This is a genomic window from Tangfeifania sp., from assembly GCF_055108615.1.
In genome coordinates, this window is record NZ_JBSQIC010000028.1 from 25,981 (window position 1) to 42,502 (window position 16,522).

Annotated in this window: 14 protein-coding genes and 3 pseudogenes; 13 read left to right on the top strand and 4 right to left on the bottom strand. The window is 43.0% G+C overall.

The window, feature by feature from the left end; genetic code table 11:
• Positions 1 to 35 precede the first annotated feature (35 nt).
• The 3 genes from ACTCNA_RS08270 (at position 36) to ahcY (ending at position 2,634) form a co-directional block, all read left to right on the top strand.
• Positions 36 to 434 (top strand): phosphoribosyltransferase, encoded by a 399-nt coding sequence (locus ACTCNA_RS08270; protein ID WP_462947434.1) that lies wholly within the window; start codon positions 36 to 38, stop codon positions 432 to 434.
• A gap of 51 nt (positions 435 to 485) precedes the next feature.
• Complete coding sequence (locus ACTCNA_RS08275) at positions 486 to 926, top strand: hypothetical protein (RefSeq protein ID WP_462947435.1); 441 nt, start codon at positions 486 to 488, stop codon at positions 924 to 926.
• 289 nt (positions 927 to 1,215) lie between these two features.
• Positions 1,216 to 2,634, top strand: coding sequence for an adenosylhomocysteinase (gene ahcY / locus ACTCNA_RS08280; protein ID WP_462947436.1), 1,419 nt, complete (start codon positions 1,216 to 1,218; stop codon positions 2,632 to 2,634).
• A gap of 49 nt (positions 2,635 to 2,683) precedes the next feature.
• Here the strand turns inward: ahcY and ACTCNA_RS08285 are convergent, their stop codons facing one another.
• The gene (locus ACTCNA_RS08285) at positions 2,684 to 3,118 is read right to left on the bottom strand and encodes a Rieske (2Fe-2S) protein (protein ID WP_462947437.1); all 435 of its coding nucleotides are present in this window, start codon (positions 3,116 to 3,118) and stop codon (positions 2,684 to 2,686) included.
• 61 nt (positions 3,119 to 3,179) lie between these two features.
• On the opposite strand from ACTCNA_RS08285, the gene ACTCNA_RS08290 reads away from it, so the two are divergent.
• The 6 genes from ACTCNA_RS08290 (at position 3,180) to ACTCNA_RS08315 (ending at position 9,858) form a co-directional block, all read left to right on the top strand.
• The gene (locus ACTCNA_RS08290; RefSeq protein WP_462947438.1) at positions 3,180 to 3,590 is read left to right on the top strand and encodes a hypothetical protein; all 411 of its coding nucleotides are present in this window, start codon (positions 3,180 to 3,182) and stop codon (positions 3,588 to 3,590) included.
• A 151-nt stretch (positions 3,591 to 3,741) separates the two neighbouring features.
• Complete coding sequence (gene greA / locus ACTCNA_RS08295; RefSeq protein ID WP_462947439.1) at positions 3,742 to 4,215, top strand: transcription elongation factor GreA; 474 nt, start codon at positions 3,742 to 3,744, stop codon at positions 4,213 to 4,215.
• A gap of 6 nt (positions 4,216 to 4,221) precedes the next feature.
• Positions 4,222 to 4,617 carry an HIT family protein gene (locus tag ACTCNA_RS08300; RefSeq protein ID WP_462947440.1) on the top strand — a complete coding sequence of 132 codons (396 nt, stop codon included), beginning with the start codon at positions 4,222 to 4,224 and terminating at the stop codon, positions 4,615 to 4,617.
• A gap of 143 nt (positions 4,618 to 4,760) precedes the next feature.
• Positions 4,761 to 8,408: a DNA polymerase III subunit alpha gene (gene dnaE, locus ACTCNA_RS08305; RefSeq protein ID WP_462947441.1), complete on the top strand. Its 3,648-nt coding sequence runs from the start codon at positions 4,761 to 4,763 to the stop codon at positions 8,406 to 8,408.
• A 44-nt stretch (positions 8,409 to 8,452) separates the two neighbouring features.
• Complete coding sequence (gene trxA, locus ACTCNA_RS08310) at positions 8,453 to 8,770, top strand: thioredoxin (protein ID WP_462947442.1); 318 nt, start codon at positions 8,453 to 8,455, stop codon at positions 8,768 to 8,770.
• Between the two features lie 158 nt (positions 8,771 to 8,928).
• Positions 8,929 to 9,858 (top strand): DUF58 domain-containing protein, encoded by a 930-nt coding sequence (locus ACTCNA_RS08315; protein WP_462947443.1) that lies wholly within the window; start codon positions 8,929 to 8,931, stop codon positions 9,856 to 9,858.
• Between the two features lie 4 nt (positions 9,859 to 9,862).
• Here ACTCNA_RS08315 and ACTCNA_RS08320 read toward each other — a convergent pair whose 3' ends face one another.
• Positions 9,863 to 10,993, bottom strand: coding sequence for an ATP-binding protein (locus ACTCNA_RS08320; RefSeq protein WP_462947444.1), 1,131 nt, complete (start codon positions 10,991 to 10,993; stop codon positions 9,863 to 9,865).
• Between the two features lie 234 nt (positions 10,994 to 11,227).
• Between ACTCNA_RS08320 and ACTCNA_RS08325 the strand changes: the two genes are divergently transcribed.
• A complete protein-coding gene (locus tag ACTCNA_RS08325; protein WP_462947445.1) occupies positions 11,228 to 12,766 on the top strand; it encodes a YifB family Mg chelatase-like AAA ATPase in 1,539 nt (512 codons plus the stop codon).
• 92 nt (positions 12,767 to 12,858) lie between these two features.
• Here ACTCNA_RS08325 and ACTCNA_RS08330 read toward each other — a convergent pair.
• Both ACTCNA_RS08330 and ACTCNA_RS08335 read right to left on the bottom strand, forming a co-directional pair.
• Positions 12,859 to 13,171 (bottom strand): annotated as a pseudogene (locus tag ACTCNA_RS08330) (NgoMIV family type II restriction endonuclease); the annotation flags it as partial.
• A 40-nt stretch (positions 13,172 to 13,211) separates the two neighbouring features.
• The gene (locus ACTCNA_RS08335) at positions 13,212 to 13,442 is read right to left on the bottom strand and encodes a hypothetical protein (protein ID WP_462947446.1); all 231 of its coding nucleotides are present in this window, start codon (positions 13,440 to 13,442) and stop codon (positions 13,212 to 13,214) included.
• Positions 13,443 to 13,653: 211 nt separating this feature from the next.
• Between ACTCNA_RS08335 and ACTCNA_RS08340 the strand changes: the two genes are divergently transcribed.
• The 3 genes and pseudogenes from ACTCNA_RS08340 to ACTCNA_RS08350 all read left to right on the top strand — a co-directional run bounded on the left by ACTCNA_RS08340 (position 13,654) and on the right by ACTCNA_RS08350 (position 16,299).
• Positions 13,654 to 14,232 (top strand): hypothetical protein, encoded by a 579-nt coding sequence (locus ACTCNA_RS08340; RefSeq protein ID WP_462947447.1) that lies wholly within the window; start codon positions 13,654 to 13,656, stop codon positions 14,230 to 14,232.
• 198 nt (positions 14,233 to 14,430) lie between these two features.
• A pseudogene (locus ACTCNA_RS08345) lies at positions 14,431 to 14,825 on the top strand (ISAzo13-like element transposase-related protein).
• A 110-nt stretch (positions 14,826 to 14,935) separates the two neighbouring features.
• Positions 14,936 to 16,299 (top strand): annotated as a pseudogene (locus ACTCNA_RS08350) (sulfatase family protein).
• Positions 16,300 to 16,522: the final 223 nt, after the last annotated feature.

Below are 16,522 nucleotides of genomic sequence, written 5' to 3' on the forward strand. Positions count from 1 at the left end.
ATTGAAATAAATTATTGTTCCTTAAAAATTGAATTATGGTACCGCTTTCATTTCGCGAAATTTCTGAACGACTGAAACAAACCGAGTTGCCCGAAACCGATCTGGTCATTGGAATTGGTTCGGGGGGAATTGTGCCGGCCAGTGTGGTGGCTTTTCACCTCAACGCCGAGCTCAGGGTAATGGTGCTGAACTACCGCGACGAAAAAAACAACCCCCGCTACAACGAACCCAAAGTGCTGGAAAAACCCGGCGGTGACCTGCAGGGCAAGCGCATTCTGCTGGTAGATGATGTGTCGGTTTCAGGAAAAACCATGCAAACCGCGCTCCTCCAGCTGAAAGGATTGAATGTGAAAACCCTTGCCATGAAAGGGAAAGCCGATTTTGTGCTTTTTCCCGAAATAAAAGATTGTGTAAACTGGCCATGGAAACCGTAAATGATTTTAAAAGCATGAAGAAAGACTCCATTTTTCCTCACAGCAGCTGTTTTGTTCCTGTTCTTTTCGTTTAAAAGCCAGGCGCAAACCATAAACCCGGGCGAAATATGGCCCGACAACAACGGCGTTCACATCAATGCTCATGGTGGAGGAATGCTTATTCACGACGGAAAATATTACATGATTACCTCCGGCTGTACCGGCTGGGATCCCAATGCCGCGCGCCTGCTGGTGTCCGATGCCGTAATGGGCGACTGGCAATATGTTGAAAATCCTTGTGTGGGCGAAGATGCTGACATAACATTCGATTCGCAGAGCACTTTTATTTTTCCGGTTCAGGGCAAAGAGGATGCCTTCATTTTTATGGCCGATCGCTGGCGACCGCAAAATGCCATCAACGGAAGATATGTTTGGCTGCCCGTTCAGTTTAAAGAAAACGGAATGCCTTACCTGGAATGGATGGACGAATGGAGCCTCGGTTTCTTTGAATAGAAAATTTTAACTCGGACCTCAAATCTCAAACCATTTTCATAACTTGTTATAATAATTATCCGTTTTGCATTATATTGTCTGTTGAACTTAACTTCACTGGCGTTCGGTGGTTTTTAAGGCCACCGAAAATCAGTATTTTTGAGGCATTTAATCATTTAAAATAACGTATTATGACAAATTTAAAAAAAGATTTGAACAGGAAGCGGTTTTAACCCGATTGGCAGCAAAACATTAATCAACTGGAATTTGTTAACTTTGCACCGTTTTAATCGAAAAATTAATAAAAAAAATGAGTGTTGCAGTAAACGAAAAATTGAAATACAAAGTTGCAGATATCGGGCTGGCAGAATTTGGGCGTAAAGAAATTGATATCGCCGAAAAAGAAATGCCCGGCCTGATGTCAATCCGTAAAAAGTTTGGCCCTTCAAAACCCCTCAAAGGGGCCCGCGTAATGGGCAGTTTACACATGACCGTGCAAACTGCAGTTTTAATTGAAACACTTGCCGAGCTGGGTGCAGAAGTGCGCTGGGCAAGTTGTAATATTTTTTCCACACAAGACCATGCCGCAGCCGCTATTGCAGAGTCCGGCATCCCGGTTTTTGCCTGGAAAGGCGAAACACTCGAAGAGTACTGGTGGTGTACTGAAAACGCCCTTGATTTTGGCGACGGGAAAGGCCCCCACCTGATTGTTGACGACGGCGGCGATGCCACCCTGATAGTCCACCGCGGCTACCAGGCAGAGGAAAACGCTTCATTACTCGACCAGCCGGCAGAAGGGGAAGACGAAGCTGAACTCAACAAAATACTGAAACGAATTCTGAAAGAAACACCTGACCGCTGGCACAAAGCCACAAAAGATATGAAAGGCGTTTCTGAAGAAACCACAACCGGCGTTCACCGTCTCTACCAAATGAAAGAGGAAGGCAAACTGCTCTTCCCGGCCATTAATGTGAACGACTCGGTTACCAAATCTAAATTCGATAACCTTTACGGATGTCGTGAATCACTCGCCGATGGCATAAAACGCGCTACTGATGTAATGATTGCCGGGAAAGTTGTGGTTGTAGCCGGTTACGGCGATGTGGGCAAAGGTTGCGCCAAGTCGATGAAAGGCTACGGCGCACGTGTAATAGTTACCGAAATTGACCCGATTTGCGCACTGCAGGCCGCCATGGAAGGCTTTGAAGTGAAAACAATGGAAGATGCCCTCGACGAAGGAAATATTTTTGTTACCACAACCGGGAACAAAGATGTAATTACCGCCGAGCACATGGCCAATATGAAAGATCAGGCGATTGTCTGTAACATCGGGCACTTCGATAACGAAATACAGGTAGCCAAACTGGAAAAATGGCCCGGTATTAAAAAACTGAACATCAAACCTCAGGTTGATAAATTTACCTACGAAGACGGACACAGTATTTATCTGCTCGCCGAAGGCCGCCTTGTAAACCTGGGTTGCGCAACCGGCCACCCGTCGTTTGTAATGAGTAATTCATTTACCAACCAGTCGCTGGCGCAAATTGATTTGTGGCAAAACGACTATGAAATTGATGTGTACCGCCTGCCTAAAAAACTCGACGAGGAAGTGGCACGCCTGCACCTCGAGCAACTGGGCGTGAAACTCACAAAAATGACCGACGAACAGGCCAAATATCTTGGAGTTTCCAAAGAAGGTCCTTTCAAACCTGACCATTACAGGTATTAATATAGAAGGATGAAAAATTCAAAACGGGGTTCTTTGCAGGATCCCGTTTTTAATTATACACCCGAAGCGTAAAATCATTAACCACCGAAACATTATACTGTTTCAGCGGCATTTCAGCAGGCCCGCGCGAAGGATACGCACCACTGATTAAAATAAACTGCGATTCGCAACACGGGCATTCGGCCAGCACTCCCTCGTTTTTAACAATGCAGCCACGGCTTACTTCATAGGTACACGTGGCATCAAAAGCATAATACGAACCCGGCAGCTCGCAATACACAATTATGCCACCATAACCAACATTAGGAAAATAAACTGAATTTGTTGGAACAGTCAGTTCGTTCACGATATTCAAATTAATGGTGAATGATACCTGTACATTTGGAACAGGAGTGTTTTGAGGCTTTTCACAGGCAACTGAAAAAAGCATCAGCAAGAGGAAAACCACAAAATACTTTCTGCTTTTCAGGATCAGCTGCTTCATTTTTCTTATTTTTACTAAAACTTTCAAGAAAACAATTTATTGCTGCAAAAATACAAAGAATATGGATGATTTATTAGTTATTATTTTAACATTGATTTTTGCTGCTGCCGGTATTTTCGGGCAGTCGAAAAAAAAGAAAGCACAGCAAGCCAAACAGCCGGTGCCGCAACCGCAAGCCGAAGAGCATGACAGTTTTTGGGATTTTCTGGAAGGAGAATCGCCGAGGCCCCGTGAGTCAAATATTGAAGCCCAGCCGGAACAAGCCTACCGGCAACCACAACAGAACACCGCAGATGAAAAAACTGAACCGGTTCAAAACGTTCAGCCAGCCCCCAAAAAATCATCCATTTATTCTACTGACCTAACCGAAAACAAGGAAGCTAAAAACCAACGGAAGTCGAAATTAAAAAACAGATTTTCGCTAAGGAAAGCCGTAATTTACAGCGAAATATTAAACCGCAAATACACTTAGGTTGCCATAAATCGTTCATTTTTAATATTTTTAATAGAAGTTATTTTTAATATTGCGGAAATTAACTATTTTTGCAAAAGGAAGAGTTCCGGGAGATCTGGAATTCTTTCTGTTTTTTTATAGCTCAATTATAAATGAGGAGGAATTAAAAATGTCGACAGTAACATATTTGACACAAAAAGGACTTGACAAGCTGAAAAAAGAGCTGGATCGGCTAACAAACGTTGAACGACCGGCTATTTCAAAGCAAATTGGTGAAGCCATCGAGAAAGGTGATATTTCAGAAAACGCTGAATACGATGCCGCCAAAGATGCCCAGGGTATGCTCGAGGCCAAAATTGCTGAATTGCAGTCGAAAATCGCCAATGCACGTATTCTCGATGAATCGAAAATCGACACTACACATGTTCAGATTCTGAATACCATCAAAATCAAAAACAAAAAGAACAATGCCACAATGAAATATACCATTGTTCCTGAAAGTGAAGCCAACCTGAAAGAAGGAAAAATTTCAGTAACTACCCCGATTGCCAAAGGATTAATGGGCAAAAAGGTGGGCGACGAAGTTGAAATTAAAGTGCCTTCGGGTATTATTCCATTTGAAATTGTAGAAATCTCAATTTAAAAAATTATGGCAAGCATTTTCACAAAAATCGTAAATGGCGAAATTCCGGCTTACAAGATAGCGGAGGATGAAAAATTCCTTGCCTTCCTGGACATTTCACCCGTTGCCAAAGGCCACACGCTGGTAATTCCCAAAAAAGAAGTTGACGACCTCTTCGATCTTGAAGATGAACTTTATTCAGGATTGCAGCTTTTTGCAAAAAAAGTTGCTGCCGGGCTAAAAAAAGTAGTCCCGTGCATTAAAGTTGGAATGCTGGTCCTGGGGCTCGAAGTGCCACACGCGCACATTCATCTTATCCCCATGAAAAGCGAAGCCGATGTTTTAAACTTTTCTCAGAAAGTGAAAATGACTGAAGAAGAGTTTACGGAGTTGAGCCAAAAAATTGCACAGGAAATAAAATAAGACAATAATCTTTTTTCTGAAAAGCCCGGTTTTTTTACCGGGTTTTTTGTTTCATTTTTTTTCAACAATTGAAATTCCGGCCTTCAAAAATAGTAACTTTATGCTTCCTTATGGGCAGGTAAAATTTAAAAAAAAGGCATAAAATGGTTCCGTTTTCACATTTACACGTACACTCACAATATTCAATTTTAGATGGTGCTGCCAGTGTTTCCGATTTGGTAAACAAGGCAAAAAAAGATGGCATGAGCGCCCTGGCATTAACCGACCACGGCACCATGTTTGGTATAAAAGAATTTCATTCAAAATGTAAAAATGCAGGACTGAAACCCATTCTCGGTTGCGAAACCTATGTTGCCCGGCGCTCGCTGACCGACAAAACAAACAAAGAGGACCGCTATGGCGACCACCTGATTTTGCTGGCCAAAAATAAACAGGGGTACAGAAACCTGGTAAAACTTATTTCAGTAGCCTACATCGACGGTTTTTACTACAAACCCCGAATCGACAAAAAACTGCTCGAAAAACACCGCGAGGGTTTGATTGTTTCTTCAGCCTGCCTCGGTGGCGAAATTTCTACAGCAATAATGAATAACCACGTGGAAGATGCAGAAAATGCAATCCTGTGGTACAAAAATTTATTTGGCAGCGATTTCTATCTCGAGCTCATGAGGCATCCTTCCGAAATGCCCGAACAGCGCGAGAATGTGTACGACAAACAGGTGCTGGTTAATGAAACATTGCTGAAACTGGCCACAAAACACGACATCAAAGTAATTGCAACCAACGATGTGCATTTTACCAATGCCGAAGATGCCGATGCCCACGACCTGCTTATTTGCCTGAACACCGGGAAAGACATTGACGATCCGTCGCGGATGCGTTACACCAAACAGGAATGGTTTAAAACCCAGGAAGAGATGAACGAACTGTTTGCTGACGTGCCGGAAGCGTTGTCGAACACCGCGGAAATAGTAAATAAAATTGAAGATTATGAACTGGATTCCGATCCAATTATGCCATACTTCCCCATTCCTGAAGAGTTTGGAACCGAGGAGGACTTCAAAAGAGAATATCCGGAATCAAAACTAATTGAAGAATTAGGCGAAAAAGATTTCATCCGGATGGGCGGTTACGAAAAAGTGATCCGTGTAAAAAGGGAAGCAGCCTACCTGTGCCATCTTACTTTTAAAGGTGCTGAAGAAAGATACGGTTCGCCCGTGCCCGAAAATGTTGTAAAACGGCTCGATTTTGAACTGAACACTATCAAACAGATGGGATTCCCGGGATATTTCCTTATTGTTCAGGACTTTATAAATGCTGCCCGCGAAATGGGTGTCCTGGTTGGTCCAGGACGTGGTTCGGCTGCCGGAGCTGCCGTCTCCTACTGCACCGGAATTACCAACATCGACCCCATTAAATACGATTTGCTCTTTGAGCGTTTCCTGAACCCCGACCGGATTTCACTGCCCGATGTGGACATCGACTTTGACGACGATGGCCGCGAGAAAGTTCTCGACTATGTGACAAAAAAATACGGCCACGATAAAGTGGCGCATATCTGCACTTTCGGCACCATGGCCACCAAAATGGCCATCCGAGATGTAGCCCGTGTGCTGAAACTCCCGCTTCCCGAAGCCGACCGGCTGGCAAAACTCGTTCCCGATGCCCCCAAAATGACTTTCACCAAGGCATTCAAAGAAAATCCGGAACTTAAAAAAGAAAAAGATTCCGATAACCCGCTAATTGCCAAAACCATAAAATTTGCCGAGACGCTCGAAGGTTCGGTCAGGCAAACCGGAGTGCATGCCTGTGGCGTACTTATCAGCCGCGACCCGCTTACCGACCACATTCCGCTAATGCCTACCAAAGACGGCGAAACGCTGCCAACCACGCAATACGACGGCCGTTTTGTGGAAGACATCGGGTTGCTGAAAATGGATTTCCTGGGATTGAAAACCCTTTCGATTATAAAGGAAACACTCGATAATATCAAATTTTCAAAAGGATTAGAAGTTGATATTGACAACATTCCGTGGGACGATGAAAAAACGTTCGAACTATTTAGCCATGGCGAAACAACGGCCATTTTCCAGTTTGAATCCGACGGGATGAAAAAACACCTCCGCGACCTCAAACCCAACCGGTTTGAAGACCTGGTGGCCATGAACGCCCTCTACCGCCCAGGCCCAATGGAATATATTCCGAGCTACATTGCACGAAAACACGGCCGCCAAAAAGTGGAGTACGACCTGCCCATGATGGAAACCTACCTGAGCGAAACTTACGGGATTACCGTATTCCAGGAACAGGTGATGTTACTGTCCCGCCTGCTTGCCAATTTTTCGGGCGGCGATTCGGACACCCTCCGCAAGGCAATGGGTAAAAAAATTACTTCTCTCATGGAAAAAATGAAAGAGAAGTTTGAAAAAGGGTGCATGGCCAACTACAAATTTTTGGACGAATGTAAACTCGTTGGAAAAAAGCCCGAAACGGTAATCGAAAAAATTTGGAAAGACTGGGAAGCTTTTGCATCTTATGCTTTCAATAAATCACACTCGGTTTGTTACGCTTACATTGCCTACCAAACCGGCTACCTCAAAGCACACTACCCGGGTGAATTTATGGCTGCCAACATGAGCCGCAACCTCAACAACATTACGGATATCACCAAACTGATGACCGAATGCAGGCGTATGGGAATGCACGTTCTGGGGCCCGATGTAAATGAAAGTTTCATCAAGTTCACATCTAACAAAAACGGCGACATACGTTTTGGAATGGCCGCCATAAAAGGTGTGGGCTCCAATGCGGCAAAAGACGTAATCGAAGCCCGCAACAGCAGCGGTAAGTTTGAAACCATTTACGATTTTGTTGAGAATGTAAACCTGCAAACCGTAAACAAAAAAAATATGGAAGCACTGGCAATGGCAGGTGCTTTCGATAGTTTGAAAGGGCTGAAACGGAGCAGTTTCTTTGCCGGCGAAAATGAGAACGACAGCACCACATTTATTGAAAAACTAATTCGCTACGGAAACAAAATTCAAACCGAAAACCAAAGCATGCAGCAAAGTTTGTTTGGCGATGCGGGAAGCAGTTCTGTGGTGAAAAAGCCAGCTATTCCCGAAGTGGATGAATGGCCGCAACTGGTTTTGCTCGAAAAAGAGAAAAACCTTATTGGTATCTACCTTACTGCGCATCCGCTTGACGATTACAAAATTGAAATTGAAAACTTCTGCTCACGCGATGTGGCATTGAAAGACCTGAAAAACGATATCGACGAATACAAAGGTCGCGATTTTACATTTGGCGGAATGGTAGTGGCCGCCCGCGAAGCCACTTCCAAAAACGGAAATCCATTCAGCACACTCACACTTTCTGATTATACCGATACCTATGAATTCTTCTTTTTTGGTCAGGATTATGTCAACTTTCACAAATTCTGTAAAACCGGGCTTTTCATTTTGGTAAAAGGCACCGTTAAACAACGCTTCAACAGCGAGTCGTACGAATTTAAAGCGACCCAGATTGAGCTGCTTTCGGAGGCGCGCAAAAATTACGTGAAAAGCGTAACCATAAATATTCCGCTCGGTAAAATCAACGAATCGATAGTGGGCGAAATTGAAAAACTGGCCCAAAACAATAAGGGCAAAGCGTTGTTAAAATTTAATGTTTACGATCCGGAAAGCAACATGTTCATTAACCTGTTTTCGCGTAGTAACCGGATATTTTTGTCCAATGAATTTGTTCGCTTTTTTGAAGCTAAAGAAGATATTGGATACAGAATTAATTAAATTTGTGTAAAACAAAAGAATATTCACATTAAAATAAAAAAATTATGGCGAAAGAAATAACTGATGCCAATTTCGAAGAATTGGTCTTAAAATCCGACAAACCCGTAATGCTCGATTTCTGGGCAGTTTGGTGTGGCCCTTGCCGTATGATTGCCCCTATTGTTGAAGAGATGGCTGAAGAATACGAAGGGAAAGCAATTATCGGGAAAGTGGACGTGGATTCAAATCCTGAAGTGGCAATGAAATACGGAATCCGCAACATTCCCACCACGCTTTTTGTGAAAAATGGCGAAGTGGCCGACAAACAAGTGGGTGCAGCACCCAAAAATGTTTTTACTGACAAGCTCGACGCATTGCTTTAATTAGAGTGCATTGCTAAAGAAATAGTGCACCGGATAGTTTTTGCTGTCCGGTGCTTTTGTTAATTTCGCTGCTGTGAAATGAGCCATATCCGCTTTTCCTTATCGGGCTAGGTTCTTATAATTTGGCGAATTCCATTGAAAGTTTTATTTTTAATGAGATGAAAAATATTTTCGACATAGAACAATTTCATCAGTTCGATAACCTCGGATTGATTGCCCGCGAGGTAGTGGAAGGTTTCATAACCGGGTTGCACCGCAGCCCGTTTCACGGTTTTTCGGTAGAATTTGCCGAACAACGGCTTTACAACCAGGGCGAATCGACCAAACACATCGACTGGAAACTGTTTGCCCGCACCGACAAGCTTTTTGTGAAACAATACGAAGAAGAAACCAACCTGCGCTGCCAGTTGGTTATCGACACCTCTTCTTCCATGCTGTTCCCCTACCACAAAGGGAAAAAACACCTGCAAAACAAGCTGGCATTTTCGGTTTACACTGCGGCAGCTCTCATTTACCTGCTGCGCAAACAGCGCGATGCAACCGGGCTTACACTTTTTTCTGATGAAATTGAATTTCACACGGCACCTCGGCTCTCGTCGGTAAATGCCGAATTGATGTACGGAAAACTTTCGGAACTGATTAAACCCGAAAACGCCCACATGCGCAAAAACACCAACACCACCAAAGTACTCCACCAAATTGCTGAAAATATCCACAAACGTTCGCTGGTGGTCCTTTTCAGCGATATGATTGACAACAGCGAAACCGACGAACTCTTCTCGGCCCTGCAGCACCTGCGCTACAACAAGCACGAGGTTATCCTTTTTCATGTGACCGACCACAGGCAGGAACGCGAATTTGATTTCAGCAACCGCCCGCACAAATTTATTGACCTCGAAACAGGCCAGGCCATAAAATTAAATCCATGGGAAGTGAAAAACCGGTACGTTTCATCGGTGCAATCGTATTTTAACGATCTGAAAGTGAAGTGCGGACAATACCAAATCGACCTTGCCGAAGCCGACATCAACAAAGATTTTAAAGAGGTGCTGCTGGCCTACATGGTAAAAAGAAAGCAACTTTTCTGAAAAATCAGAGAATAAAATCCTGGTAATTTTCTGAATTTATAACTTCAAAATCAGCGTTCTCATAATTTTCAATCCACGACCTGGGAACTTTTGATTTCTTCTTTTTCCATTTTATTTCATAACCGGAAAGTGTACCAGATGATTCTTCAATGTAATCTAATTCTGCCCCGGTATAAGTCCGCCAAAAATAGGATTTGGCATGTGCTCTCTTGTAGTTATTCCTTTTTATTCTTTCTGAAATTATAAAATTCTCCCACAGCGCGCCAATATCGGGGCGTTTATCCGGCAACGAAAAATCCTCGATAACTGCATTTCTTATTCCGGTATCGTAAAAATATATTTTTTTATTCTTGGTGATTTCTTTTCGCAGGTTCCGGCTAAACCCAGGCAGCCGGTAAATAACAAACACTTTTTCGAGCAGGTCGATATAAGAAATAACAGTATCGGTACTTAACCCCAGTTTTCTTCCCAGTTCGCTGTAAGAAACCGGAAAACCAATCTGGAAAGCAAGCAGTTGCAGCAGCTCGTAAATTTTCCCTGAATTTTTAATCTGGCTGAGAGTAAGCAAATCTTTATAAAGAAACGATTCGATTATTTCCTTCAGGTAATCCATTTTATCCAATCTGTTTTCGTAACTAAAAACTTCAGGATACATTCCGAATGTAAGAAAATCAGGAAGTTCTGCATCCAGTTCAAATGGATTTTTTAATTCGGAAAATTCAAGCAGAGATAAGGGGAATAATATAAAAGTCCATTTTCGTCCGGTAAGCGGTTCGCTAATTTTATTGGCCAGTTCAAATGAAGAAGAGCCTGTAGCAATGATTTTTAGTTCAGGAATATTGTCTTTTATTATTTTCAAATTTAATCCAATGTTCGGAACCTGCTGTGCCTCATCGATAAAAAGTAAATCGTAGCCCGAAACAAGTCGCTTAATTTGAGTCAGGTCCGTACTCGATAAAATATCCCTGTATTTTAGCTGATCGGCATTAATTTCCAGTATTTTCCCAAATCCGTTTTTCAGAATCGTTTTTATCAATGTTGTTTTTCCTACCTGCCTTGCACCGTAGAGTATTACAATTTTTTCTGAATGTGTTAGTCGCTGAATGATATTTTTGCCAATATACCTTGGTATCATTTTTAATGAATTTTCTAACACAAATATAACAATAATTGACTAAAAAAACGTGAATTCATCGAACGAACTCGACAAATTAACGTGAATTCATCGAATCAACCCGACAAATTCGCGCAAATTCATCGAATTAAAAATTAGGTAGTTTTCTTTAAAATCCCCTTAAATCACGGTTTATTTCCCTTTTTGACATAAAATTCTTACATTTAGCTAATTGAACTTTAGAAACCCTGGTCCATGTTAGTAAAAACTTATGGAAGCGCAGTTTTCGGAATCGATGCCTCAACCATAACTATTGAGGTTGATGTTACAAAAGGTATTAAATTTATGCTGGTTGGCCTGCCCGACAGTGCCGTGAAAGAGAGCCAGCAGCGAATTGAGTCGGCCTTGCGGCTGAACGGATTCAAATGGCCCAAATACAAAATCATCATCAACATGGCACCGGCCGATATCCGCAAAGAAGGTTCCGCATACGATTTACCACTGGCAGCCGCAATTCTGGCTGCATCAGATCAAATCAGTGCCGATAAACTGGACAAATATATTTTGATGGGCGAACTTTCGCTCGACGGCACGCTGCAACCCATAAAAGGCGTTTTACCCATCGCCATCAATGCGCGCAAGGAAGGGTTCGAAGGGTTCATCCTGCCCAAACAAAATGCACGCGAAGCCGCAGTGGTGGATAAACTAAAAGTTTTTGGCGCTGAAAATATCCGGGAAGTGATAGATTTTTTGAATGGCGAAAACAACATTGAACAAACCATTGTGGACACCCGCGCCGAGTTTTATGCCCGCATGAACAACAACCCGCTCGATTTTTCGGATGTGAAAGGCCAGGAAAACGTGAAACGCGCGCTTGAAATTGCTGCCGCCGGCGGGCACAATATTATTCTCATCGGTCCGCCCGGCTCGGGAAAAACCATGCTGGCCAAACGGATTCCCACCATTCTGCCACCATTTACTTTGAAAGAGGCGCTTGAAACTACCAAAATCCATTCGGTAGCCGGGAAAATAGGAAAAGACACTTCGCTTATGACCCGGCGGCCGTTCCGATCGCCGCACCATACAATTTCTGATGTTGCCCTCGTCGGGGGCGGAAACTACCCGCAACCGGGCGAAATTTCGCTGGCACACAATGGGGTGTTGTTCCTCGACGAACTACCCGAATTTAAACGAACTGTACTTGAAGTGATGCGTCAACCGCTGGAAGACCGGCTGATTACCATTTCTCGCGCTAAATTTTCCGTGGAATATCCCAGCAGTTTTATGCTGGTGGCCTCCATGAACCCCTGTCCGTGCGGGTATTACAACCACCCCACCAAAGAGTGCGTTTGCGGTCCGGGCGTGGTGCAAAAATACCTCAATAAAATATCCGGCCCGCTGCTCGACCGTATCGACATCCACCTGGAAGTGGTGCCGGTGCCGTTTAAAAAACTGGCCGAGGCGGAGTCTTCTGAAACCAGCGAAAACGTTCGTGAGCGGGTAATGAAAGCCCGGAAAATTCAGGAAACCCGGTTTGAAGAACACGTAGGCATTTATGCCAACGCGCAAATGAACTCGAAACTCATCCGAAAATACGTGCAACTGGACGAAGCCGGCAACGAGCTCATCAAAAATGCCATGGACAAACTGGGCCTCTCTGCCCGCGCTTACGACCGCATTTTAAAAGTGGCCCGCACCATTGCCGACCTCGAGGCTGAAGAAAATGTGCAGGCGCATCATCTTTCCGAAGCCATTCACTACCGGAGTTTGGACCGGGAAAATTGGGGAGGGTGAAGAAGTTGGCAGGAGGCAGTGAATAGTTGGCAAAGTGGCTCAAATTACAAATTTGCGCCAGCGGGGGAATCGGAATTTATTGATTTTAAAAACTAAATTGCCAAATCAAATGGCAAATCACTTATGTCACGCAAGCGTTTTCCTTTTACCAGGGTTTTCATAATTTCGGAAACAGGTTCATTGTTAATAATCTCCGCGGCAATTATTAATTCTCTTAATGCAAAATGATACACAATCAATATCTCCTGTTCCTAAAGCTAAGGATGCTATACGTTGTGGATAAGGTTCAGCAATAAAAAACTCGTATCTGCCAGATCTTAAATGGTTTATTTCAGAAAAAACCTTTTCCAGATAGGCTAATGTTAGCTTTTCAAATGACTTTCCGGCAGTTTGGCCTGAAAGCTTTAATGAATTTGTTTGACAATTTCTTTCGCAAGTTTAACACTTATTTTACTGTATTTATCAGCATTATTTGGAATTCATTTATTGCATGTTCAAACCATATAAGCGAGAATTTATGTGCCCGCATATAATCCATTGCATTATTGGCATAAGGAGGTGAGGTAACAATTAAGTCGGCCGAGCGGTCTGCCAATGGCAATTGTTTTGCATTTCCTTCAAGAAGTTTAAACTTTTCCGGTAAGTCAATATAACCATTGTTTAATATTTTGGTCATTTTTTTATTAAATTCAACAAATGCTGAATTAATCTTTTTCCCATTCACTTTATGTGGGCGGGTATGATCCAGGTCATAGGATAAAGTAACGCCGCCTGATTTTGTTATTATAATACTGCACCCACAGAGGCAAGCAAATGATTACAATACAAAACTTTTTAGCAGATTTATCGTTATATGTAAAGCAAAAATCAATTAACAAAAAGAAAACATGAAAACATTAAATTTATTGGTACTGCTTTTAACAGCCGCAATACTGGTTCCTTCCTGTAAAGAAGAAGATGAAGGTACCCCCCGGCAGATAAACAAAACTTATACTTACAGCCAAAACCTGAGAGGTTCAGCAGGAGTAAAAGGTGAACTCACTTTAGATGCGCTTAGATTGTCTGATATAATTGGAACTGAACCTGCAAAAGATTTCAAAAACGCAGAAATGCAGCTGGCCAGCAGCTATCTTGAAATATCGGGGTTGAATCAGCTTGAACCGCCCGCCGACACAGTGGCAGTTGTACTGGAAAATTTCACCATCAAAGTTGGAGCTCGCCAGGCTGTTAATTTGGGAGACTGCAGTACAGACCCGCAGGGACCGAACGAATTTGCCGCTGATGTTCAGCAATCGACCAACGAAATTATTGGCCTTATTCAAAATATTTTTACAGATGTAACTTCCGGCAACAAAAGCGCAACCATAACAGTTTCATTCACACCGAATGTGAACATCACTTCAACGGACAATGTACTGCTTAAAATATCCATTGATGGTACCTACCATTATGTGGTGTTTGAGTAATTGCTAAATGAGTTTTCCTCTGTCTTCTGTCACAAGACGATAGCAAAAGGTGAAACTGAATCGTTGCTGAAAGAAGACAATACCCCTCACACCCGCATTCGGAAAGCAGGGGGCGGGAGAAAAAAAACCATTGAACATCAACCTGGGATACTACAAGCAATAGAGGACATAGTTTTTCCAAATAGGATGGGCAATCCGATGAACCTATTGATATGGACAAGTAAAAGCATAAGAAAGATAACTGCCGAGTTGCTTGTTCTGGGATATAAAGTTTCACATGAGGTAGTACGGCAATGTCTTATTGAGTTGGGATATAGCCTTCAGGCAAACAAAAAAACCAAAGAAGGTGGAGATTCTCCTGATAGAGACGCACAATTTGAACACATCAATAGGATTGCAAAAGAGTTTGCAGAGAGCAACGATCCTGTAATTTCCGTTGATTGCAAAAAAAGGAGCTTGTAGGAGAATATAAAAACAACGGACAAGAATGGACACCGACAAAAAATCCGATAGAGGTTAACGTATATGATTTTATAGATAAGACCAATGGGAAAGCCAGTCCTTATGGAGTATATGATCGCTATTGGCAATGAACTGGACTACATTCCGGGTGATCTGGATTATAACCTAAAAGTGTGAGATGCCGTGAACGAAATTGCCGGGATAATTAAGCAGATTGATTCTCTTCACCCGGTACTCACAGTTGTGCAACGCTCCCATTTGCAGCGCTTCGCGGCAATCGATGCTTACAGGAAAATATCCGCACGCTACTGGGGTAAACCTTTTTTTTATTCCTTTCCCGGATGAAGGAAATATTACCATTGCCGAGCATTTGCGCGAGCGGGGCTACAGAACCGGATTGATTGGAAAAACGCACTTTAATAACTGGGCGTGGGCACCGCTTTATAAAAACGGATTACCCGACCATGGTTTTGATGTGATGATAGAAAATGGTGAATACCGCGAGTGGCTGATAGAAAATCCGCAGCCCGAACTCCCCGCAGAAATTCAAACTTACAACCGCGATGAAATTTCAACTGAAGACGTGGCCACCTGGATGAACAGTAAAAACCTGCCGCACGCGGTTTACGATGAATACAGCTCGGGAACCTATTTTGCAAGGCAGGCCGCCAACTTCATCAACGAAAGCGGTGAAGAACCTTTTTTCTGTGGATGGCTTTCTTCGAACCCCACCATCCCTATTATTATCCGTTGGAATATGCGGGGAAATATAATCCTGACGATATGCCACTACCCACAGGGAGTCCGGAAGACAACCGCTGGATTCCTGCAAAATTTCAAAATCTTACGGATGATGAAAAACGTGGAATAATTGCTGCGTATTACACTTCTACCGAGTACCTCGATAAAAATATCGGCATAGTGCTCGATGCGGTTAAAGAGAATGGTATGGATGAAAATACGTTGGTGCTTTACCTAAGCGACAACGGTTACCTGCTCAACGATCATAAACGGTTCGAAAAACATACCATGTGGGAAGAAGCCATCCGGCAACCGATGATTGTGAAAGCGGGCAATCTTTTTGAAAGCAGTGTACAAAAAGAAGCACTGGTGGAGTACATCGACGTGGTGCCTACAATTCTGGATATTCTGGGAGAAGAACAAATTTCTGAATCACAAGGGAAAAGTTTCTTGCCTGTTTTGAATAATGAAACAGACAAACACCGCGAAATTGCTTTTTCGGAATACCTTCAGGACAATTTGGCTATGGTCACTACAAAAAAATGGAAATACATGTTCACCACCGGAAGCCGCGATTTGGGAATCGGGTATGCCACCGGCTACGGATCGTCAGGAATTGTGCCCCGATTGTACGATTTGGAGAATGATCTGCAGGAATCGGAAAACGTTGCGGAAGCGTATCCTGAAATTATGAGACAAATGCAGGAAGAAATGTTGCAGCGTTTCATGGAAACACATCCCGATGCCGAACAGTGCCCAGAAGAATTAACACTCGAAGGCAAACTGGTCTGGTTTTGCGAACCCAGGGATGTGGGAACCGATCAATCACCTGGAGATGTGCCCGTGAGGGTGTTTAAAAAATAAGTTGCCAATCAGCAGCGAAATTAACAATAAATTGTGCATAATTTTTTGACAATAACAGACAGCCAATAAATATTAAGCAGTTTCTTTGAAATATCAAAAAGACAATAACCATATCGAGAAAGGAATACGATAACCTTAAGCAAGAGAACGCTGAGTTGAAGCAACAATTACCGGAGGCGCTATCATTGATAAAGGATTTGCAAAAACAAGAAGTTGTTATTCC